The sequence below is a fragment of the Flavobacterium salilacus subsp. salilacus genome (assembly GCF_004634195.1).
Classification (GTDB): domain Bacteria; phylum Bacteroidota; class Bacteroidia; order Flavobacteriales; family Flavobacteriaceae; genus Flavobacterium; species Flavobacterium salilacus.
In genome coordinates, this window is the sequence record NZ_SKBP01000016.1 from 1 (window position 1) to 22079 (window position 22079).

The 22079-nt window shown below is 41.1% G+C and carries 21 protein-coding genes; 12 read left to right on the top strand and 9 right to left on the bottom strand.

The annotated features are described in order from the left end of the window. Positions 1-153: 153 nt before the first annotated feature. Positions 154-744 carry a riboflavin synthase gene (locus E0W68_RS13470; RefSeq protein WP_135219968.1) on the bottom strand — a complete coding sequence of 197 codons (591 nt, stop codon included), beginning with the start codon at positions 742-744 and terminating at the stop codon, positions 154-156. A 54-nt stretch (positions 745-798) separates the two neighbouring features. On the opposite strand from E0W68_RS13470, the gene pdxA reads away from it, so the two are divergent. From pdxA to E0W68_RS13505, 7 genes are all read left to right on the top strand, one after another. After that, on the top strand, positions 799-1848 hold the full coding sequence (gene pdxA / locus E0W68_RS13475) for a 4-hydroxythreonine-4-phosphate dehydrogenase PdxA (RefSeq protein ID WP_135219969.1): 1050 nt from the start codon (positions 799-801) through the stop codon (positions 1846-1848). Between the two features lie 136 nt (positions 1849-1984). Then, positions 1985-2527: a YceD family protein gene (locus tag E0W68_RS13480; protein ID WP_135219970.1), complete on the top strand. Its 543-nt coding sequence runs from the start codon at positions 1985-1987 to the stop codon at positions 2525-2527. 9 nt (positions 2528-2536) lie between these two features. Then, a complete protein-coding gene (rpmF, locus tag E0W68_RS13485; protein WP_035133354.1) occupies positions 2537-2731 on the top strand; it encodes a 50S ribosomal protein L32 in 195 nt (64 codons plus the stop codon). A gap of 162 nt (positions 2732-2893) precedes the next feature. Then, the gene (locus E0W68_RS13490) at positions 2894-3892 is read left to right on the top strand and encodes a beta-ketoacyl-ACP synthase III (RefSeq protein ID WP_135219971.1); all 999 of its coding nucleotides are present in this window, start codon (positions 2894-2896) and stop codon (positions 3890-3892) included. A gap of 27 nt (positions 3893-3919) precedes the next feature. After that, entirely contained in the window at positions 3920-4405 is a 486-nt protein-coding gene (gene accB / locus E0W68_RS13495; RefSeq protein ID WP_135219972.1) for an acetyl-CoA carboxylase biotin carboxyl carrier protein, read from the top strand. A gap of 87 nt (positions 4406-4492) precedes the next feature. Next, positions 4493-5839 (top strand): acetyl-CoA carboxylase biotin carboxylase subunit, encoded by a 1347-nt coding sequence (accC, locus tag E0W68_RS13500; protein ID WP_135219973.1) that lies wholly within the window; start codon positions 4493-4495, stop codon positions 5837-5839. A gap of 151 nt (positions 5840-5990) precedes the next feature. Further along, on the top strand, positions 5991-6368 hold the full coding sequence (locus E0W68_RS13505) for a hypothetical protein (protein ID WP_135219974.1): 378 nt from the start codon (positions 5991-5993) through the stop codon (positions 6366-6368). A gap of 146 nt (positions 6369-6514) precedes the next feature. Here E0W68_RS13505 and E0W68_RS13510 read toward each other — a convergent pair whose 3' ends face one another. From E0W68_RS13510 to E0W68_RS13520, 3 genes are all read right to left on the bottom strand, one after another. Beyond that, positions 6515-7078: a hypothetical protein gene (locus E0W68_RS13510; RefSeq protein ID WP_135219975.1), complete on the bottom strand. Its 564-nt coding sequence runs from the start codon at positions 7076-7078 to the stop codon at positions 6515-6517. Positions 7079-7179: 101 nt separating this feature from the next. Beyond that, positions 7180-8382, bottom strand: a complete 1203-nt coding sequence (locus E0W68_RS13515) for a C1 family peptidase (RefSeq protein ID WP_135219976.1) — start codon at positions 8380-8382, stop codon at positions 7180-7182. A gap of 76 nt (positions 8383-8458) precedes the next feature. After that, positions 8459-10360: a S9 family peptidase gene (locus E0W68_RS13520; RefSeq protein ID WP_135219977.1), complete on the bottom strand. Its 1902-nt coding sequence runs from the start codon at positions 10358-10360 to the stop codon at positions 8459-8461. A gap of 239 nt (positions 10361-10599) precedes the next feature. On the opposite strand from E0W68_RS13520, the gene E0W68_RS13525 reads away from it, so the two are divergent. After that, on the top strand, positions 10600-11340 hold the full coding sequence (locus E0W68_RS13525) for a DedA family protein (protein WP_135219978.1): 741 nt from the start codon (positions 10600-10602) through the stop codon (positions 11338-11340). Further along, a complete protein-coding gene (locus tag E0W68_RS13530) occupies positions 11337-12449 on the top strand; it encodes an NAD(P)/FAD-dependent oxidoreductase (protein ID WP_135219979.1) in 1113 nt (370 codons plus the stop codon). Before E0W68_RS13525 ends, E0W68_RS13530 begins: the two co-directional genes overlap by 4 nt. A gap of 2 nt (positions 12450-12451) precedes the next feature. Here E0W68_RS13530 and E0W68_RS13535 read toward each other — a convergent pair whose 3' ends face one another. Further along, positions 12452-13939 carry a S41 family peptidase gene (locus E0W68_RS13535; protein WP_135219980.1) on the bottom strand — a complete coding sequence of 496 codons (1488 nt, stop codon included), beginning with the start codon at positions 13937-13939 and terminating at the stop codon, positions 12452-12454. 126 nt (positions 13940-14065) lie between these two features. Here E0W68_RS13535 and mtgA point away from each other — a divergent pair, with 126 nt between their 5' ends. Next, positions 14066-14743, top strand: a complete 678-nt coding sequence (mtgA, locus tag E0W68_RS13540; RefSeq protein ID WP_135219981.1) for a monofunctional biosynthetic peptidoglycan transglycosylase — start codon at positions 14066-14068, stop codon at positions 14741-14743. Next, the gene (locus E0W68_RS13545) at positions 14743-15696 is read left to right on the top strand and encodes a lipid A deacylase LpxR family protein (RefSeq protein ID WP_135219982.1); all 954 of its coding nucleotides are present in this window, start codon (positions 14743-14745) and stop codon (positions 15694-15696) included. Before mtgA ends, E0W68_RS13545 begins: the two co-directional genes overlap by 1 nt. A 52-nt stretch (positions 15697-15748) precedes the next feature. Here E0W68_RS13545 and E0W68_RS13550 read toward each other — a convergent pair whose 3' ends face one another. From E0W68_RS13550 to E0W68_RS13565, 4 genes are all read right to left on the bottom strand, one after another. Beyond that, positions 15749-17851: a prolyl oligopeptidase family serine peptidase gene (locus E0W68_RS13550; protein WP_135219983.1), complete on the bottom strand. Its 2103-nt coding sequence runs from the start codon at positions 17849-17851 to the stop codon at positions 15749-15751. Between the two features lie 113 nt (positions 17852-17964). Beyond that, positions 17965-18534, bottom strand: coding sequence for a type 1 periplasmic binding fold superfamily protein (locus tag E0W68_RS13555; RefSeq protein WP_135219984.1), 570 nt, complete (start codon positions 18532-18534; stop codon positions 17965-17967). Positions 18535-18552: 18 nt separating this feature from the next. After that, complete coding sequence (locus E0W68_RS13560) at positions 18553-20934, bottom strand: TonB-dependent receptor (protein ID WP_135219985.1); 2382 nt, start codon at positions 20932-20934, stop codon at positions 18553-18555. 80 nt (positions 20935-21014) lie between these two features. Then, complete coding sequence (locus E0W68_RS13565) at positions 21015-21368, bottom strand: hypothetical protein (RefSeq protein WP_135219986.1); 354 nt, start codon at positions 21366-21368, stop codon at positions 21015-21017. A gap of 157 nt (positions 21369-21525) precedes the next feature. On the opposite strand from E0W68_RS13565, the gene E0W68_RS13570 reads away from it, so the two are divergent. Beyond that, positions 21526-22065 carry a hypothetical protein gene (locus E0W68_RS13570; RefSeq protein ID WP_135219987.1) on the top strand — a complete coding sequence of 180 codons (540 nt, stop codon included), beginning with the start codon at positions 21526-21528 and terminating at the stop codon, positions 22063-22065. Positions 22066-22079: the final 14 nt, after the last annotated feature.

Sequence of the window (22079 nt, forward strand, 5' to 3'; positions counted from 1 at the left end):
CCAATGAACCGATTATGGTGGAAGTACCCTTAGAGCTTACTCGAGAATTTAAGGCGCACTTCTCGCTGAAACGATAAGTTATTCTGTTCACTTATATAAAAGTAAGGGCAGCCGATTGGCTGCCCTTACTTTTTTGGTTTAATGAGGAATTTTTTAACTTCTCAGTTCTTGTAACCTTGCTACATATTTGCCTATTACGTCAAACTCCAGGTTTACGATACTGCCCACTTTAAAGTCTTTAAAATTGGTATGTTTGTAGGTATAGGGTATTATCGCTACGCTAAACTCATTAGCTTTTGAATTTACTACGGTAAGGCTCACTCCGTTTACGGTTATCGAGCCTTTTTCGATAGTAATATTATTTTGTGCGTTATTATATTCAAAGGTAAAATACCAGCTTCCGTTCGCTTCCTCTATGCTTTTGCATACCGCTGTTTGGTCTATATGCCCTTGCACTATATGCCCGTCCAGCCTGTCGCCCAGTTTCATGGCTCTTTCCAGGTTTACGCTCTCGCCCACTTTCCAATAGGCTAAATTGGTTTTGTCAACCGTTTCTTTAATGGCATTTACAGTATAGCTATTATCGTCTATGGCTACTACTGTCAGGCAGATGCCGTTATGCGATACACTTTGGTCTATTTTAAGCTCATGAGTAATTGTACTGGTTATAGTTACATTAATATTACTGCCGTCTTTCGATATTTGTTTAATGATTCCTGAGGTTTCAATGATTCCTGTAAACATCCTTGATTTATTTTACTAAATTTGTGCAATCAAAAGTAGCAATAAAAGAGCATCATGACAAGAAAAGCAGAGAATGTAATTGTGGGAGTATCTATAGGCGACCTTAACGGAGTGGGTAGCGAGGTGATACTGAAAACATTTCAGGATGCACGCATGCTTGATTTTTGTACTCCTGTTATTTTTGGTAATGTAAAGGTGCTTTCATTCATAAAGAAAATTCTTAATATTAACAGCAATGTACATGGCATAGACAGCCTTGAGCAAATAGTGCCGGGTAAGTTGAATGTGCTTAATATCTGGAAGGAGAGTGTTAATATCGAGTTTGGCAAAAATGACGAAGTAGTAGGCAAGTATGCCATACAATCGTTTACTGCTGCTGTGAGCGCGCTTAAGGCAGGTCATATTGATGTGCTGGTTACTGCGCCTATTAATAAATATAACATACAATCAGAAGATTTTAAGTTTCCGGGGCATACTGATTATCTGGATAAAGAGCTTGATGGTAATGCGTTGATGCTTATGGTGCAGGACGACCTTAGGGTGGGGCTGTTTACAGATCATATTCCGGTAAATGAAGTTTCGTCACACCTTACTGAAGATTTAATAAGGAAGAAAATAATAACGGTTAACCAATCATTAAAGCAGGACTTCAGGATAAACAGACCTAAAATTGCTGTGTTGGGTGTAAACCCGCATAGTGGCGATAACGGCGTAATAGGGCATGAGGATGACAATGTGGTAAAACCTGCGCTTAAAAAACTGTTTGAAGAAGGTGTTATGGTTTTCGGTCCGTACTCTGCCGATAGTTTTTTTGGCAGCGGGCAATATGAAAAGTATGATGCCGTTATAGCAGCATATCATGACCAGGGGCTTATACCGTTTAAAACACTTGCTTTTGGCAAAGGGGTAAATTATACGGCAGGGCTTGAAGGAATACGCACATCGCCGGATCATGGAACGGCATATGAGATAGCGGGTAAAGGCGTGGCTGATGAAACCTCTTTTAAAGAGGCGGTATATCTTGCTATTGATATATACAACCACAGGCAGGAATATAATGAAGTAACTAAAAACCCGTTGAAAACCAGAGAGAAACAGTTGTAAACAAAAAAATGTTGATAACACGTTTGAATTTGCAATAATTTTTTATCTTTGCACGCTCAAAACTGTTGTAACGGAATGATATGCGGCTGTTTGGATGGTGAAAAGCGGTTTTGATAATTTTTAAAAAACTGGCGCAATGAAAGTGAACAAAGAATTTTTAATCCCCTTTGTAGGATTAAAACAAGGTAAACACCAGTTTGAGTTTGATATAAATAAAGCGTTCTTTGATGCTTTTGATTTTGACGAGTATAATGATGTCAATGTCAAGGTAAATTTGGTTTTGGAGAAACAAAGCACCATGCTCGAACTGCATTTTAAGCATAAGGGTACGGTAAATGTTCCGTGCGACCTTAGCAATGAAGATTTTGATTTGCCTATAAAAGGCACTTTGGATATTGTGGTAAAGTTTGGCGACGAGTATAATGATGAGAACGATGAGATACTTGTACTGCCGCATGGAGAATATCAGGTAGATATAGCACAGTATATTTATGAAATGATAGTGCTTTCCGTTCCTACAAAACGAGTACATCCTGGATTTACAGACGGCACTATGGATACTGCCATACTGCAAAAACTGGAAGAACTTGCCCCAAAAGCACAAGAGGAAGAAGAACAAGAAGAGCATGAAACAGACCCAAGATGGGACGAATTAAAAAAATTATTAACGGATAAATAATATAGTAAAATGGCGCATCCTAAGAGAAAAATATCGAAAACGAGAAGGGATAAGAGAAGAACACATTATAAAGCATCTGTACCACAGATAGCTACATGTCCTGTAACAGGAGAAGCACACCTTTACCACAGAGCTTACTGGCATGAGGGTAAAATGTACTACAGAGGTCAGGTTGTTATAGACAAACAAGAAGCAGTAGCTTAATTAGTATAAAGAATTGAGGAAAAACTCTCACTAAAGTGGGGGTTTTTTTGTTAAACACCTTTTAGTTTTAATTTAAGGTAACTAATTACGAACCTTTTTGTAAATTTTTTGTAATTTCCACCACTTTTCAAATCGAGTGATTTGGATTGAAAAATTTATCCTATGAATAAAATAACAGCAGCCATTACAGCCGTTGGTGCATATGTTCCTGATTTTGTACTCTCCAATAAGGTTTTAGAAACTATGGTAGATACAAATGATGAGTGGATAACCACTCGTACCGGCATAAAAGAAAGGCGCATTCTTAAAGATAAAAACAAAGGTACATCATACTTAGCAATTCAGGCAGCCGAAGACCTGTTGAAAAAATCAGGCACTAACCCTGCCGATATCGACATGGTACTGTTGGCAACAACAACTCCCGATATGCCTGTTGCAGCAACCGCAGTATATGTAGCAACACAAATAGGAGCAGTAAATGCTTTTGCTTATGACTTGCAGGCAGCATGCTCCAGCTTTTTATACGGTATGTCAACAGCGGCAGCCTATATACAAAGCGGTCGTTATAAAAAAATATTGCTTATAGGCGCCGATAAAATGTCGTCTATTATAGACTATACGGACAGGGCTACCTGTATTATTTTTGGCGACGGTGCAGGTGCGGCATTATTTGAGCCTAATCATGAAGGCTTGGGCTTGCAGGATGAAATTTTAAGAAGTGACGGTATAGGTCGCGAATTTCTTAAAATAGAAGCAGGAGGCTCTCTTTTACCTCCATCGCATGAAACAGTTGATAATAAACAACATTATGTTTTTCAGGACGGTAAAACCGTTTTTAAATATGCGGTGTCTAACATGGCAGACATCAGCGAGAAGATAATGTTGCGCAATAACCTTACTAATGAGGATGTGGACTGGCTGGTATCGCACCAGGCAAATAAAAGAATTATAGATGCCACATCATCACGCATGAATCTTGACGAGTCTAAAGTACTTGTAAATATCGAAAAATACGGCAATACCACATCTGCCACCCTACCCTTACTCCTAAACGATTTCGAACACCTGTTTAAAAAAGGCGATAACCTTATATTTGCTTCCTTCGGAGGCGGATTTACATGGGGGTCTATCTACCTGAAATGGGCGTACGATAAAAAATAAACCAAACAAAACAAAATTCGGAAAATTATGGATATCAGAGAAATTCAAAACCTAATCAAGTTCGTAGCTAAGTCGGGCGCTACAGAAGTAAAGCTGGAAATGGATGATTTTAAGATCACCATAAAAACTACAGAAAGCGGTGCAGGCGAGACCACTACCTATGTTCAGCACGTGCCGGTAAACCAACAGCCGTTGCCACAGGCAGCCGCTCCGCAACCTGCCGCACCTGCCACCCCTGTTGCAGCAACAGAGACTGCTGATGATAACGCTAAATACATTACTATAAAATCGCCAATGATTGGTACATTATACAGAAAACCATCTCCGGATAAAGCTCCTTTTGCAGAAGTGGGCAGCACCATTGCTAAAGGCGATGTAGTTTGTGTTATCGAGGCGATGAAGCTGTTTAATGAAATAGAGTCAGAAATATCAGGTAAAGTTGTAAAAGTTTTGGTTGACGATGCTTCTCCGGTAGAGTTCGATCAGCCTTTATTCCTTATAGACCCATCGTAAGGATTTTGAATTATGAATTATGAATGCTGAATTATCAGTATTCAAGGTAATTTAAAGTTTAAAATTCATCATTTAAAATTTCAAGCAATGTTTAAAAAAATACTAATTGCAAACAGGGGAGAAATCGCGTTGCGCGTGATAAGAACCTGCAGAGAGATGGGCATTAAAACGGTAGCAGTATATTCTACAGCCGATGCTGAGAGTTTGCACGTGCGTTTTGCGGATGAAGCGGTATGCATCGGTCCGCCGCCAAGCAACCTTTCTTACTTAAAGATATCCAATATTATTGCAGCAGCAGAAATTACTAATGCCGATGCCATACACCCGGGTTACGGTTTCCTTTCGGAAAACGCAAAATTCTCGAAGATATGCCAAGAGCACAATATTAAATTTATTGGTGCTTCGCCTGATATGATTGACAAAATGGGAGACAAGGCAAGCGCCAAAGCTACCATGAAAGCAGCCGGAGTACCCTGTGTGCCGGGTTCTGACGGATTGTTGGAATCATACGAGCAAACAGAAAAACTTGCTGATGAATTTGGTTACCCTGTAATGCTGAAGGCTACTGCCGGTGGCGGGGGTAAAGGAATGCGTGCCGTATGGAAAAAAGAAGAGCTTAGAAAAGCATGGGATAGTGCCAAACAAGAGGCTGCGGCATCTTTTGGTAATGATGGCATGTATATGGAAAAGCTTATTGAAGAACCGCGCCATATCGAAATTCAGGTAGTAGGAGATTCTTTCGGTAAAGCATGTCACCTTTCGGAGCGTGACTGCTCTGTACAGCGTCGTCACCAAAAACTGACGGAGGAAACACCTTCGCCGTTTATGACGGACGAGCTTCGTGAAAAAATGGGAGAGGCTGCCGTAAAAGCTGCCGAGTTCATTAAATATGAAGGTGCAGGTACGGTTGAGTTTCTTGTAGATAAGCACAGAAATTTCTATTTTATGGAAATGAATACCCGTATTCAGGTAGAGCATCCTATTACCGAGCAGGTAATAGATTATGACCTGATACGTGAGCAGATATTAGTGGCAGCAGGTGTGCCTATTTCGGGTAAAAACTACCTGCCGCAAATGCACTCTATAGAGTGCCGTATTAATGCGGAAGACCCTTATAACGATTTTCGCCCGTCGCCGGGTAAAATCACTACCCTGCACATGCCGGGAGGTCATGGGGTAAGGCTGGATACCCACGTGTATTCAGGCTATACCATTCCGCCAAACTACGACTCTATGATTGCCAAGCTGATAACTACCGCCCAAACAAGGGAAGAGGCTATAAGCAAAATGCGCCGTGCGCTGGATGAGTTTGTAATAGAGGGGATTAAAACCACTATACCTTTCCACAGGCAGTTGATGGACGAGCCGGACTATGTAGCCGGTAATTATACTACGAAGTTTATGGAAACTTTTAAAATGAAGGATCCTGCATAATAAAACTAAGCCCGCGCAACCGCTCGGGCTTTTTTTATACGAAGTGTTTTCATAATCGTTATTTAATGATTTTTAAGGAGGTCAATTAAAATTATCGTATATTTTTGTATGTGGCTTTTGCCATAATAACCAAAAAAATCAAATTAAAGAAATGAACAAAATTGTAACTGCCATAAAGGCAACAGCAGGCGTACTATTACTTTTATTACTGTTTACCACTACCGCAGCAGCACAAAACAAGGCGGACGAAGGTACAATAGCCGTAACCACAAAAATGAAAGAACAGCTTGGGCTTAACGAGTCGCAGTATAATAAAGTATTGCAGATAAATAAAGAATACCTGAACAATATTATAAAGGCTAAAAAAACAATAAAATCATACCCAACTAGAGAAAAGAAAATTAAAACCTATAGTGCCGACAGAGAGAAAAAACTAAAATCGGTACTTACCGATGCGCAGTACAGAACGTATGCTTCGGGCAGGGCTGAAAACCAAGAACTGCTTAAGGAATATTACGAAGACAAATAAATATAAAAAGGGGCTGTTTCAAAAGTGTCATTCTGAACGCGGTGCAATGGAGTGAAGAATCTCAATTGTTTGATAAGCAAGAGATTCTTCCTTTGTCAAAATGACAAAAATGCTTGTTTAAGCACTTTTGAGACAGTCCTTTTGCTTTAAAAGGTATATCCTATACGCAAATGCAAATCCAAAGCTGTTTCATCGGCATTTTTTTTATAGCCGTATTGTTTTAAAAAATACTGCCTGTAACCAATGCCAATACCCACTTCATAATGGAAATTACTTTTAAATAAAGATCTTCTTATACCCCACTTGGGGATAACGGTTATTTGATCCGGTACATAAATGTTATCAGTACCCGAAATTACAAAAAGGTCAGGGTGATAGGTAAAAGCAAGAGTAACAAAGTTGGCACTATTATTTGCGGTATGTTTACCTTTATTAAATCGTTTATGTATGTTGTAATACCACCTGGGTTCAACACCTATAACAGGAGCCAGCAAAAAACCAACAGAGTTGTTGTAATCTCCAAATATAGCCGCATTAAGCCCTAGTTCACCTTTTACACTTATCGTGTTAGATAAACCAACCTCGTGGCTTGCCCAAGTTCCCAAAAAGCCCGCTTGTATATTAAATAAGGATTTTTCGACACTGTCATTTTGTGCTGTAACAGGTAAAACAAACAGCAATAGAAAAACGGTAATTAAACGTAATCTCATAGTGGTAATTTAAGTTGTATGACAGGCAAATAAAATAAAAAAATCCCGTAAGTGTTATACTTAACGGGACTTAATTTCAATTTATACTGCAAACTTACCACTTACTGTTCAATATTCAGTTTTTTGGCAATATCTTTTGGCAAACCACCTTTGTGCAGCAGTATAGCAGTAGTTTTATACTTCACAAAATTTTTGCTCATATACATATACCCTTGGTAGTCATTGCTTGCACCCCAAGAGTTTTTAATCATGTAGTACTCTTTACCGTTTTGGTCTTTTGTAACCCCTACAATATGCATTCCATGATCGTCGGTAGTGTTGTAGTTATCAAATGCTTCCTGACGCATATCTTCGGTTATTTCCATTTCTTTTTGTGGCCCTTTAAAGATGTTTTCTTTCTCCTCGGCAGTCATATCGGCATACTCCTTTGCAGGCACATAGGCAACACCGTTTTTCCAGCTAAAGCCTTTCTCGCTCACATCGCCTGCCCAACCTACAGAGTATCCTTTTTTAAGGGCATTATCTATAATATCCGTAAGGTCGTTCATTTTTACGTTATACACCATGTCCAACGACCAGTTATCAGGAACCATCAATACAAACTTACTGTAGTAAGGATGCTCTTTTAACGAAGAAATTTCCACATAATCATCGGCATTAATGCCTATTACCTCTTTTGCAAAAGTTTGCGGAGTATATTTTTTACCTTTATAAGTAAAATTTTCGGGCACTTCGCCCAAATAGCTGTCTATTACGGCAGTATAAGCCTTTATCCAGCTTGGCGATAATTCCCCATTAGGGTTTTTTACCACTGCGGCAAGCAAACCTTCGTTCATGGCAGCCATTTCGGCAAACTTGTTGTTTTTAGTGCCATAGTTCAGTCCTGTGTACTCGCTTTGCGGTAACGCACCATATTTTTTATACATATTGATTACATCGTGCAGCGCACCGCCATCGCCAAGAGTGATAGCACCATGCATTTTTACATAGTTTTTACCTTTTTCGATGTAAGCATTACGTGCCGTATAAATTTGTGAAATCTCTACAGGCTCTTTACCCATACGAATCATTTCTGATTCTATGAAAGAGTTGGCTGCATAGCTCCAGCAGGTACCTGATGAACCCTGACTTTTTACAGGCGTATTCTCGATATTGATAACATCTGTAAAAACGAAAGAATCTTTACTGTTTTCGCTTTTGTTATTCTTTAAAGAATTGACCAGATAGTCCTGAGCCGAAACCATTTGCACTCCGGCAAACAGCAGGGCTGCGACCAAGAACGGTCTTAATGAGTATTTCTTCATAATTTTATTTGTTTTGTTTAAGTTGAGGGTGCTAAAATAAATAAAATTTACTAAAGGTTATGTATTTGTAAAATTTCTATAAAGTTTCCTTTAGCCATTTAAAAAATTCGCGTTGCCATACCATTCCGTTTTGTGGTTTCAGTACCCAGTGGTTCTCGTCAGGAAAAACAATAAAACGACTCTTGATGCCTCTCAACTGTGCTGCCTGAAAAGCTTCCTGCCCTTGCCCTATAGGCACACGAAAATCTTTGTCGCCCTGAAATATCAGTATCGGGGTGTCCCAGTTGGCTACATAATTTATAGGGTTAAACTTGTCGTATGTTTTTTGTGCCACAGCATTACCTTGCTCCCAATAGGCACCGCCACTGTCCCAGTTGGTAAAAAATACCTCCTCGGTAGTGCCATACATACTTTGCAGGTTAAACACACCATCGTGGGCTATAAAAGTCTTGAAGCGTTTTTGATGGATGCCCGCCAGGTAAAATACAGAGTAACCGCCATAGCTGGCACCTACCGCTCCCAGTCTTGCTTTATCTGCATACGGTTCTTTAGCCACATCGTCTATAGCCGATAGGTAGTCGTCCATAACCTGTCCGCCCCAGTCTTTACTGATGGCTTCATTCCACGCCACCCCGTGCCCCGGCATACCGCGCCTGTTAGGCGCAACCACTATATAACCTTGTGCTGCCATAACCTGAAAATTCCATCGGAATGAGTAAAACTGCGTGAGTGCGCTTTGCGGCCCTCCCTGACAGTACAACAGGGCAGGGTATTTTTTAGAAGCATCAAAGTTGGGCGGGTATATCATCCAGACCAGCATTTTTTTGCCATCGGTAGTGGTAACGTAGCGTTTTTCGGTTTTGCTCATCGCTACGCCTTTATACAAATTGTCGTTTACGGTGGTTATTTGTTTCCAGTCTTTCTTTTTCAGGTCGTAGCTGTATATTTCGTTAGCGTGGTTCATGTCGCTGCGGGTTACAATTACTTTGTTGCCGCTAAAACCTACTATGCTGTTTATATCCCAATAGCCATCAGTAAGCTGCTGTACTGTTACCGCTATTTTGGTAAGCCCCGGGAAGTTTACTTCAAACAGTTGTTTTGTACCATCAACCGCAGCCAGGAAATATACTTTTTTGCCATCCTCACTCCAGGTAAAGGCATCAACTGTACCATCCCACCCGGCGGTAAGGTTAATGTCCATTCCTTTATGGCGTACTATAATATCGTTTTTATCGGCTTCATAACCATTGCGCTTCATTTGCAGCCATGTCAGGTCGCCTTTAGGCGAAAAGGCAGGCTGGGTATCATAACCCTCATTTTCTTCGGTAAGGTTTACCGTAGTGCCGTTTTCAAGCGTATATTCATACAGGTCGGTGTTGGTACTGGTGGCATAGGCTGTACCTGCCTTTTTCTTAGATACATAAATAATTTTTTTACCATCGGGCGACCATGTGTAATCTTCCTCCCCGCCAAAGGGTTTTTGAGGCGAATCATAAGGCTCGCCTTTCATAATATCGGTAAAGTTGTATTTATTGTTTACAGGAGCATAGCCTACATGGTTGTGTGTGCCGTTGTTCCAGGTGTCCCAGTGGCGATAGTCGAGCGCGTTATAAATCTGTACGGTCGATTTTTCCAGTTCCGGGTAATAATCTTTACCATATACATTTTCGGTTTTTACCTCTTTGTGCATCAGTATATACTTACCATCGGGCGAAATATATTTATCGGCAACCAGTTCCTTATAGTCTTCTATTTCATTCGCTTTTCCACCATTTATAGGTATGCTGTATAACTTGCTGTCCAGTTTGTTTTCTTCCATGTTGGGGGTAGAAACCTTATAAACAATATTTTTTCCGTCTTTGCTAATACCAAGAGGACTTATACGCCCCAGTTTCCATAGCAGTTCGGGGGTCATGTGTTGTTGTGCGGCAGCAGATAATCCCATGAGGCTAAAAGTTATAATAAGTAGTTTTTTCATTGGTTTTACATTAAAATAAGATTGCCTTAAAAGTAGCAAATTTCTTTAACACCCCATATTTGACTATATTGTATTATTATCGATTAAATTTGAGTTTTATACTTGTTGTTTGTGTTAAATAAATAACTTTTGTGCAAAAGGTGATTATAAAATGTTAAGCTAATAGAGGTTTGAAAAAATATAACTAATTTCACGAACTTAAAATAACAGCAGTTTTATACATCAATTAACTATAGCACATGAGTGATTTTGACTGGATGCAACTTATAAACCCCGAGTTTTATATTACATTAGAACTGGGTGGTGTTCCTGTAGGGATATATGTTGTATTGTTTATAATTTTTGCCGAAACCGGGCTTTTTGCAGGTTTCTTCCTTCCGGGCGACAGCCTTTTGTTTCTTGCCGGAATATACAGCACTGAATTAATGACAACTCTTATACCTATTGAGGGCGATTTTATAAATGTACTTTTACTATCGGTACTGGTAGCCCTAAGCGGAATATTGGGTAATACCTTCGGCTACTGGTTTGGCTACAGGAGCGGTAGCTATCTGTATAAAAAAGAAGATACTTTTTTGTTCAAGAAAAAATACCTGATACAATCGCACGAGTTTTTTGAAAAACACGGAGGCAGGGCTATAATATTTGCCCGTTTCCTGCCCATCATCCGTACGTTTGCACCTATTATTGCGGGGGTAGTAAAAATGGACAAAAAGAAATTTATGTTCTACAACATCCTCAGCTCTTTTATGTGGGCAATAACCCTGATATTTGCGGGGCACTACCTGTATGAGCTTTTTCTGAAAACACTTAATATTGACCTGAAAGCCCACATAGAGCTTATTATTATAGGCATTGTGGCTATAACTACCGTACCGCTTATACTCAATGCCATAAAAGGTAAAAAAGTTACCGAACAGGAAGCTATTGAAGAGGCAATGGACGATGACGACCACGACAGCGATATCTTCCCCCGATGAAACTGAGTTGGTGGGAAATAAAAAACTGGTTTAGCGGGATAGATTATACTATTGTGGGCAGCGGTATAGTAGGGCTGCATGCTGCGTTGCGCCTACGCGAACGCTTCCCTGACAGTAAAATTCTCGTACTTGAAAAAGGACACTTACCACAAGGCGCAAGTACCAAAAATGCAGGCTTTGCCTGTTTTGGCAGCCTTTCGGAAATTGCCGACGACCTGAATAATCATACCGAAGAAGAAGTTATTAATCTGATACAAAAACGTCTGGGCGGGTTGCAGCTATTGCGCAAACGCTTGGGCGATGCCGTTATCGACTATAAGCCCTACGGCGGTTATGAACTTTTCTTAGAAAACGATGCCTCAACGTATGAGGATTGCCTGCGCAAACTCCCGTTTGTAAACGAGGTGCTTCGCCCCATGTTTCGCAATGATGTATTTGCTAAGGAAACCGACCGTTTCGATTTTAAAGGCATACACGAATACCTGATTTTTAATCCCTACGAAGCCCAAATAGACACGGGCAACATGATGCAGGCACTCCTGAAAGAAGCTGCTGCAAACAATATACTGATACTAAACTGCCAAACCGTTACCGGTTATCATGAAAAAGCGGATGGCGTTACCGTAGCGCTTAACGATTTTAGTTTTACAACTAAGAAACTGCTTTTTGCTACCAATGGTTTTGCTTCGGGCATAACCGATGGGGCGGTAAAACCCGCACGTGCGCAGGTACTCATTACCGAACCGATACCCAACCTTGACATCAGGGGGACTTTTCATATTGACAAAGGGTTTTACTATTTCCGTAATTATGAAGACAGGATATTACTGGGCGGTGGGCGAAACCTTGACTTTGAAGGCGAAACTACTACCGAACTGGCACAAACCACCCTTATTCAAAACCGTTTGGAACAACTTTTACATGAAGTGATAGTACCCAACCACGAGGTAAAAATTGCCCACCGCTGGAGCGGTATTATGGGTGTGGGTAGCCAAAAGAACCCTATTGTAACGCAACTGAGCGACCATGTATATTGTGGCGTACGACTTGGCGGTATGGGTGTGGCAATAGGCAGCAGCATAGGCGCAGAGCTTGCCGATTTGGTTTAAGCCTAATTACTTTTCGCGATAAGCTTTTTAGTATATTCCAATGGGGTATCATACCCTTTTAAAAACTCATTAATTGTAGGTTGTATTTTGTGGTCGGGTATAACACCTCTCCCGTAAGGCACTTTATTTTCAGATACATCCAGCACAAATTTAAGCAAAGGTAAATCGACAGCTATTCCGGTATTAGGCAGTGTAAGTTCAATGCTGTAACCGCTTGTGTTGCCCAAAAAGCCACCGCCTGTTTCTTCTCCCACAAATACAGCATTGGTATGTTCTTTCATCAAACTGCAAAATTCGGCACCTCCCGAATAGGTCCACCCGCTGGTAAGCAGATATACATTACCCGTAAACGGATCTGGCTGTATTGCAGTTGGGATATTTACATCGGCTTTTCGCAAAATTCTCCCGTCGTCAGCCAAATAGTGTTCTTTTTTAAGATCTGTTTCTAACTCTTCTATGTCTTCTGCATCATAATCAGAGTATTTATAAAAGGAGTAGCTAAAAGCGGATGCCTGTACATATTTATACTTGTTGTAGGGTTTGTTGGTTAAGTACGAAAATATATAATCTTCGTTGCCCTCTGTGCCTCCGCCGTTTTCTCTAAGATCTATTATAAGGTTTTTAATATTCAGTGTTTTTAATCTGCTGAAACTATTTTCAATGAATGTTTTAAAATTCATACCTTCTTCCTCATAATCATCATTGCTGAACGTATTAATTGTCAGTACGGCAGTGCTGTTATCTGTAATATCTAATTTGGCAGGTACTTCAACACTTTTAAAAACGCCTTCTTTATATAACGCCTTATTAATACGTACTAAAGTAATAATATCTACTGCTGTTATTTCATACGTTTTTTCCTTATTTGTTTCGGGGTTTAGTACTGTAATTTCAAAAGTATCAGGACGTGCAATTGTTTTAGCATATTCAATGGCAAATTTTCTCCCGTCTAAGTATCGGTATTTAGAGCTTTTTACAAAACCATCGGCAGCAAAGGTGTTATAAATGGAGGTGTATATATCCTTTATCGGTTTGTTGTTTATTGCAAGCAGTTGATAACCTTTTATGTCAATATCAGGCGCGGGGTTGTTAAGTACATATACTTTATCCTGTAGCGTAATAACGCTGAGTGGTAGGAACTTCCCATTTTTTAAAAGTGCTTTTTTAGCCGTTTCATCTAAATAGATGTCACAATGGTCTTCTTTGGCAAAAGCAACTAAAGGAGCAGTTATGTTATAAAACTCAAGACTGTTTAATGAGTCTGTAATTTTGTTTCGCTGTGCTTTTACTATACTGTCAAACTGCTGTTCGGTACTATACCAGTATAAGCCCGTATGTGCTTCTTTTAGGCTGTTGGTTAACAGGTCAAAATCTTCTGTTAACTGTTCTTTGGAGTATGTTTTAAGTCCTAAATCGTTTTTAATTGAATCGTCTTTTTTTTGACAGCATATAACAAGAACTGACAGAAGTAAAAGCAGTATTTTTTTCATTGGTTACGCGTTTTGCCCAAAAATAATTAATTAAGGGGCGTTCTGTAAATTGAACTTAACAAAAAAGAAAATAGTATTAAGTTTCCAACTTATTTGTATTTTCGTTGTCTGTAATTTCAGTCTGCTATGCTGCGAAAGATTTTCCGCTTTTTCTTTAAAATATTCCTTTGGTTTATCGTTATATCCGTGCTTTCGGTAGTACTGTTCCGGTTTGTACCCGTTCCGTTTACCCCACTCATGGTATCCCGTGCGTTAGAGCAACGCGAACGCGGTGAAGAAATGACGGCAAACCACGACTGGGTGCCGATTGAAGAAATATCGCCCGAATTGCAAAAAGCCGTTATTGCCAGCGAAGACAGTAATTTTTTAACCCACCATGGTTTTGATTTCGATGCGATGTACAAAGCCTATAAAAACAATAAAAAAGGTAAAAAAATAAAAGGCGGCAGCACCATATCGCAGCAAACCGCCAAAAACGTTTTCCTGTGGCAGGGCAGGAGTTACCTGCGCAAAGGGCTTGAGGCATACTTTACCGTGCTGATTGAATTGCTTTGGAGCAAGGAACGCATTATGGAAGTTTACCTGAACAGTATAGAAATGGGCGACGGGATATATGGCGCGCAGGGAGCAGCCAAATACTGGTACAGGAAAGATGCTAAAAACCTTACCCGCTATGAAGCGGCAGGTATAGCGGCGATACTGCCCAACCCGCTGAAATACAAAGCAACAAACTCATCTGCTTATATCAACAGGCGCAAAGGACGTATTGTGAGCCACATGCGCTATGTAAAACTGGATTATTGATGTGGAGTTTAAAACACATTATCATCGCAGTATTATGCACCGCACCGGTATGGGCACAAAAACCCGCCGAGATGGGTGTTATACTGGATAACGACCTGTATTCTTCGGTGGTAAACGACCAGTATTATACCAATGGAATCGAATTTTTTTATCGTTATCTGGGTACTGCCAAGAATGAGAAAATAGCCAAAAAAATTACCGAATTCCGTGCAGGGCAATACATTTATAATCCACAGTCCGTAAGAGCGGAAGAAATAAATGTAAACGACAGACCTTTTGCGGGCTACCTTTTTGCTGAAGCAGGCATTAATACCCATTATAAAAGCGAAAGTGTTTTAAAACTCAATTTTCAGGTTGGGGTAGTAGGGCCGGAATCGTTTGCCGAAGATGTGCAGGAAGGACTGCATAAAGTACTGGGTTACCCCACCGTAAGGGGGTGGCAACACCAGATAACAACCCTTTTGGGCTTGCAGGCTAATATGGTATATTCCCGAAAAATATTCCGTGAAACCTATAAAGAAAAAGTAGATTTCCACCTACAGGGCGAACTGAATGCCGGTACGGTATGGACAGGGGCATCCGTTGGGGCTATGGCACGCATTAATCTCCACAAAAACCTTGTGTTAAAGCCCATATACAATTCAATGCTGCATAATGCCACTGTGAGCCATGATAAAGAAAGTTATAAAGGGCGCAGGGAGCTTTTCTTGTTCCTGAACCCCAATATTAACTATCAAATTTATGATGCTACCATACAAGGCAGCTTGTTTAATGATGACAGCCCGGTAACGTTCCCGCTTATTCCTGTTCGTTTTAATGCCGAGTTTGGCGTTAAGTACGGAAGGAATAACTGGAATTTATCCTACTCGGTAAACTATCGTGGCAAAGAACTTTCTAATAGTGTTATTACAGGCTACCACTACGGCTCTATTGTGATAGGGTATTTACTTTAAGCCCCCAACCCCAAAGGGGAGTAACGAGCCTTTTGCTGCTGTCAACTGTAAACTATTTCTTAGGAGCTACTCCCATATTATAAAATGTAAAAGCCTGTATGTCGCAATACTCTTCAATAGTCTGCGCTACCGATTTTCCTGCGCCATGCCCGGCTTTTACACCAATGCGAATCAAAACAGGGTTGTTGCCCGTTTGGTATTCCTGTAGTGTGGCGGCAAACTTAAAGCTGTGTGCGGGTACAACGCGGTCGTCATGGTCGCCCGTAGTAATCAGCGTAGCGGGATATTGCACACCTTTCTTTACATTATGCACCGGCGAATAGCTTTTCAGGTAGTCAAACATTGCTGCGTTGTCTTCGGCAGTACCATAGTCATACGCCCACCCTGCACCTGCGGTAAAGGTATGGTAGCGTAGCATATCCAGCACACCTACGGCAGGCAACGCTACTTTCATCAGGTCGGGGCGTTGGGTCATGACAGCACCAACCAGCAGACCGCCGTTAGAGCCTCCCCTTATGGCTAAGTAGTCAGATGAAGTATAGTTGTTATCAATCAGGTATTCCGCAGCAGCGATAAAATCGTCAAACACGTTTTGTTTTTGCAGTTTCGTTCCCGCATCGTGCCATTTCTTGCCATATTCGCCACCGCCACGCAGGTTTGCTACTGCATAAATGCCTCCGTCTTCCATCCATACCGCATTAGCTATGCTGAAAGCAGGCGTAAGGCTTATATTGAAACCGCCATAACCGTACAGCATGGTCGGGTTTTTACCGTTTAGTTTTACATCTTTTCTGTGGGTAATAATCATAGGTACTTTAGTACCGTCTTTCGAGGTATAAAATACCTGTTTAGAAACGTAATCATCAGTATTAAAATCAACTTTTGGTTTGCGGTACAGCTCCGATTTTCCCGTTTTCGGGTTGTAAGAATATATCGTACCTGGGCTGATGTAGTTGGTAAACGAATAATATAACACATCGGCATCTTTTTTACCGCCGAAACCGCCTGCACTACCAATGCCCGGCAGGGTAACTTCGCGTACCAACTTGCCTTTGTGGTCATATTGTTTTACTACCGAAACGGCATCCTGCATATACTCGGCAAAAATGTAACCTGCCCCGGTGGATGCTGAAAGTACATTTTCGGTTTCCGCAATCAGGTCTTTCCAGTTTTGCTGTTGCGGGGCTTTGGCATCAACAGTTACCACCCGATTATTAGGAGCATTGTAATTGGTAGAAATGTATAAAGTAGTGCCCTCGCTGTCTATAATACTGCTGTCGCTGTCAAAGTTGTCTGCCACAGTAATTATTTTACTGTTAGCATTGCTAAGGTCTTTAATGTACAACTCATTTCCCGAAGTGGAATTGGCAGCCGAGATAACCAGGTATTTTTGGTCTTCGGTTACATAACCACCCACATACCTGCGTTTTTGCTCTGTACCGAATATAACTTTATCCTGAGATTGCGGTGTACCCAGCTTATGATAGTACAGTTTGTGCTGATCGGTTTTTGCCGATAGCTCACTGCCTTCGGGTTTGTCATAACTGGAATAGTAAAAACCTTCGTTACCCAGCCACGATATACCACTGAATTTTACATCAACCAATGTTTCGCCTGTCAGCTTTTTGGTTTTGGCATCCATTACAAACACCTTGCGCCAGTCGCTCCCTCCTTCGGATATGGAGTAGGCACACAGGCTGCCGTCTTTAGTAAAACTTACACCGCCCAATGATGTTGTACCGTCTTTAGAAAAGGTGTTAGGGTCAAGGAAAACCTCTTCCTTACCGTTTTTGTCTTTACGGTACAGTACCGACTGGTTTTGTAAACCATCGTTTTTATAATAGTAGGTATAATCGCCTTCCTTAAACGGAGCGGAAACTCTTTCGTAGTTCCAAAGCTGTTCCATACGTTTTTTGATGCTTTCGCGAAAGGGTATTTGTTCGAGGTAGTTAAACGTAACCTCGTTCTGAGCTTTTACCCAGGCTGCCGTTTCTTCTGATCGGTCGTCTTCCAGCCAACGGTACGGGTCGGGCACGGCAGTACCAAAATACGTATCGACAGTATTTCCTTTTCGGGTTTCAGGATAATTAAGTTTTTGTGCATTCATGCTGATAGCGGTTGCTATAACCGTTGCTATAATTATGGTTTGTTTCATACTGTTTCCGGTTAGTTAGAGTAACAAAAATAGGGAATACTTCATTAATCTGCACCAATAAAAAATCCCGACAGGGGGCGGTCGGGATTTTAATAGCCATTAGTTATAAAAACTTATGGTACAACCACCGCTACCTGAAAAGTAGCCGTAGCATCGGTGCTTCCGCCTGCGTTGGTAATATTGCCGCTTGCCACGCCCTCTGCATCTTTATTAGGCTCATGCCTTAGGGTAACAGTTAGGTTGCCTGTAGTGGCAGTTTCTGCCGCTTCAAATGTAAAAGCAAGCCCTATAGGGTCGCCGTTTACATCCTGGTCGGTATAGGCAAATGTGCCTAATCCGTTAGCCTGGTAAAAAATCTGGTGTTCATCGCCCTCTTCCTGTACCTCCTCGGTAATGTTTTCGGCAGGGCTTTCGGTTTCATTTAAAAAAGTTACGCTTCCGGTATAATTTGCCCCGGCAATAAAATCGCCCGATACGGTAAGCACAGGCGCATCAGGCCCGTCGCCGTCAAGGTCGCGCGAGGTTAGTATAACCGTTTCGCCATCGGCAACAGGGGTAAAGGTGGCTGTAATTGTGGTAATTACTTCCTCTTCATTTACAAAAGGAGCATCATCATCGTTACTGCACGAAGTTAAACTGATGAAAGTAAGTAATGCTAAAGCTGATAATTTTAACTGTTTCATTTTAAAATAGGTATTTAATTAATAATTGAACTTTATTTGTAATTGTATATTTCTGCCCGCCTCGTCAGTATAAAGGCGTTGGCGGTTGAGGTAATCCCTGTAGGAGGTATTGAAAATATTATATACCGACAGGTTAATATGGGTTGATGTTTTCCCGAAATCAAAGTGCATACCCGAACCAAAATGCAACAGGTGATACCCTTTTGGCGGTGTGCTTACATCTACCAAATTGGAAACTAACTGATTGTCTTGCGGAACATCGGTATAAAAATTATAGTTGGGGTAACGGTTTTGTGTAAATACTGCTTCGCTGCGCAGTTCTACAAACAGGTTGTGCCAGTCTGCCCAGGTGTAGCGTATCGTATTGTTGATGTTTAGCGGTGGCATATCAATCAAAGGTTCATCAGTATCGGTATTGGTGCCGTGTACGTACGAAAAAGTGAGGTTATGCTCCAATCCGTTTACGGGTTGCCATTTGGTGCTGAAATCGAAACCTGCCAGCAGTGCATTTGCCTGCCTGTAATTATACACAGGGAAAGCCCCGCGTATGGTAACCTCTGTACCTGTAGGTTGCAGGTACATAAAATTGGCAATACTGTTGAGGAACGGTGTTGCTTCCAAACTAAAGTTTTTACCGTTGTGCAATAGCGTAGCCGATACTTTTACTGCCGTTTCTTTATCCAAACCCAAATCGCCCAGTTCTATTGTTCCGTTAGAGTGATGCAACCCGTCACTAAACAATTCCGAAGGGTTGGGGTTACGCATTGCCAGTCCTGCATTACCTACCAGTTCGGTGTTATTGGTAATGCCGTAGCGTATGCCCAAACTCGCTGAGATGTTATGGAAAGTAAACTCGGGTTGGGTAAGCCATTGCGAGCCTTGTTCGCCCTTAATAAAGTTATCATATACACCATCGTACCCTAAATTTGTCCAACGGGATTTTTGATAGTATTTGCTTGCCGACATATTCGAAAAATCGTAACGCAAGCCTGCTTCACCACTTAATTTATCAGAAAGGCGATAGGAAACAATGCCATACGCCCCGACATCCGTTTTGGTATAATTGGGGATGAGGGGTGATACGCCGGTATCGGGGCTGGCATCATTATCCTGAAGCGAGAAACTAACGCCTGATTGTAACGTAACATCGCCTAAATATTTTTTCCAGTTGGCTTGTGCCGAATGGGTAACTAAAGTAAGGTCGAGAGCGGGAACATCTTTATACTCTCCTCTGCGCAGGTCGAACTCTTTACGGCGGTTCAACTGAAAAGCATATTGCAAATTCAGCGAAGCATCGTTACTTAGTTTTTTATTATAGTCCAGTTTTGCTAAATGGTGCTGCATTTCTTGTTTGGGGTTATCAATGGTGTAGGTAAAGGGCTCAATAACGGCGGGCTGTTGGTTATTGATGGCGTTAACCAAATCGGCGGTGTTGCCTATGTGTGTTGCTTTGGCAATGCCAATATCGGCACTGTAAAAGCTGTAAAATCCGCTTACGTCATAATCGTTACCCATATACTTTACATCGCCCGAAAAATTAGCTTCGCGATTGCCCGTATTAGAAATTACATAATCAGGGGCTTCGCGGTCGCCCATATATTTAAACGAACTGCCCGCATTCCACGCCCAGCCTTTTTCGTTGCCTTTGTGCAGGCTGGTGGCAAGGTTTCCGCCACGCCCGTTGCTGTTCATGCTAAGGATGCTTCTACCGAACAAAGTATCTTTTAAAACTTCTATTGGTTTTACCAAAATGAGCCCGCCAACGGCATCGCCACCGTATTGCAGGGCATTCGCTCCTTTTACGACTGATATCCGTCCTGCGGAATTGATATCGAGGTTAGGGGCGTGTTCTATGCCCCATTGTTGGTCTTCCAGCCGTACGTTGTTGCTTATTACAGGCACACGGCTGCTGTGCAATCCGTTGATGACAGGTTTTACAATGGTAGTACCTGTTTTCAGGGCATATACTCCGGGTAGTTCCTTTAAGGCATCCCCCAGTGTCGCACTGCTATATTTTTCTATGGTTTCCGTTCTCAAGCGGTTTTCCTGTATGGTGTTTTGCGATACTGCGTTGTTTTCGGTAAGCACTACTTCCTGTAACTGCTCGGTATGGGGTTTCAGGGTAACATCCAGTACTTTGTTATCGCGAAAATCAATAACCGTATCGAGGGTTTTGTACCCAATATAGGATATAACCACACGCTGCCTGCCTGCGGGTATAGTATGCAGTTCATAATACCCGTCGGGTGCGCTGATGGCGTGTAATGCGTTGCTGTGTATGTGTGCCCCGGATAGGGGAGTGTTTTTAGGAGTTTGCACCGTACCGCTAAGGGTATATTGTGCCTGTGTGCTCCAGCTTACTACCATGAATAACGGCAGAAGCAGATGGTAAAACTTCATGTATTTGGTATAAAGTTGCTATAAAAACGTGTACTCTTTTCCTGTTTGGGAAAAGGAATCAGCGGGATGTCGCTGAGTTTTTATACCAATGCGGGCGGGGCGCGTAGCGCAAAAAGGCTACCGGTGAAAGAAGCAAAGCCTTCTACACTGTTGCAGCGGTAAGGGATGGGTTTAAACGGAAAGTCTAAACGGAGGCAAAACTGCGGCGGTGCCACAAAAAAGTCGAAATGGAAATCGCAAACCGAACAATCGTCTTCATGCTCGTGTTCCAAGTCGATAGCACTAAACTGTTTTGCTGATTTTTTCAGTTCGTGGCTGTGCGCGGGGTGTATTGCGCTATGCTCGTGACTAAAGGCATGAAAAGACTGATAGGCGGTTGTGAGCAACACAACTGCCATTAATGCTAAGTTAAATAAAGCAAACTTTCTTTTCATGGCTGCAAAGCTAAGCAAAGAATTTGTTTAAATGCAACTGTGTTGCGAATAAAAAATAAATGTTAAAATTTTTATATAATAGCATAATTAGATTTTTTTTCGTTTTTTTGAATTGGATATCCAATTAAATTAATTATTAATCTTAAATTTTTTTAAAATGAAAAAACTATTTTATTTATTTTTCTTATCATTTGTGTTATTTTCTTGTTCAAATGAGGATAACTCTGAAGTTGTAGAGCAAATAGCTATAGCCGATGATAATTATCAGATGAAGAATGGTCCGTGCCCTCCTGGAACATCAGGAGTTTTAGTTCATAAATTTAATTATATTAGGTTACATCGACCATCTACAGATTGTATGCGTGGATTTTCAGTTTGCTCAGATGGTATGTGGTTAATTGAGTGTTGGGATATGAGTGATGAGAGATTCCCTGTTTTAGTTGCCGAAGCACCTCTGGATATGGATTGGCAGGCTAAATCTGCTCAAGTCGTAGCTGTACCAGATATTGAAAATAAATTAATTGATTTTTATATATCTAAAGAAATTGAAAATGCAGAGGGATTTGAAACAGAAGATTTTGATGTTTTTGCTGTTGAGGAGGATTGGGAGATTTCCGAAGATATTACAGTTAAGGCTGGAGAATATCAGATTACTCGTCTGGAATATAATTTTAAAATTGTTGCAGATATTTATTAACCTAAATACATGCC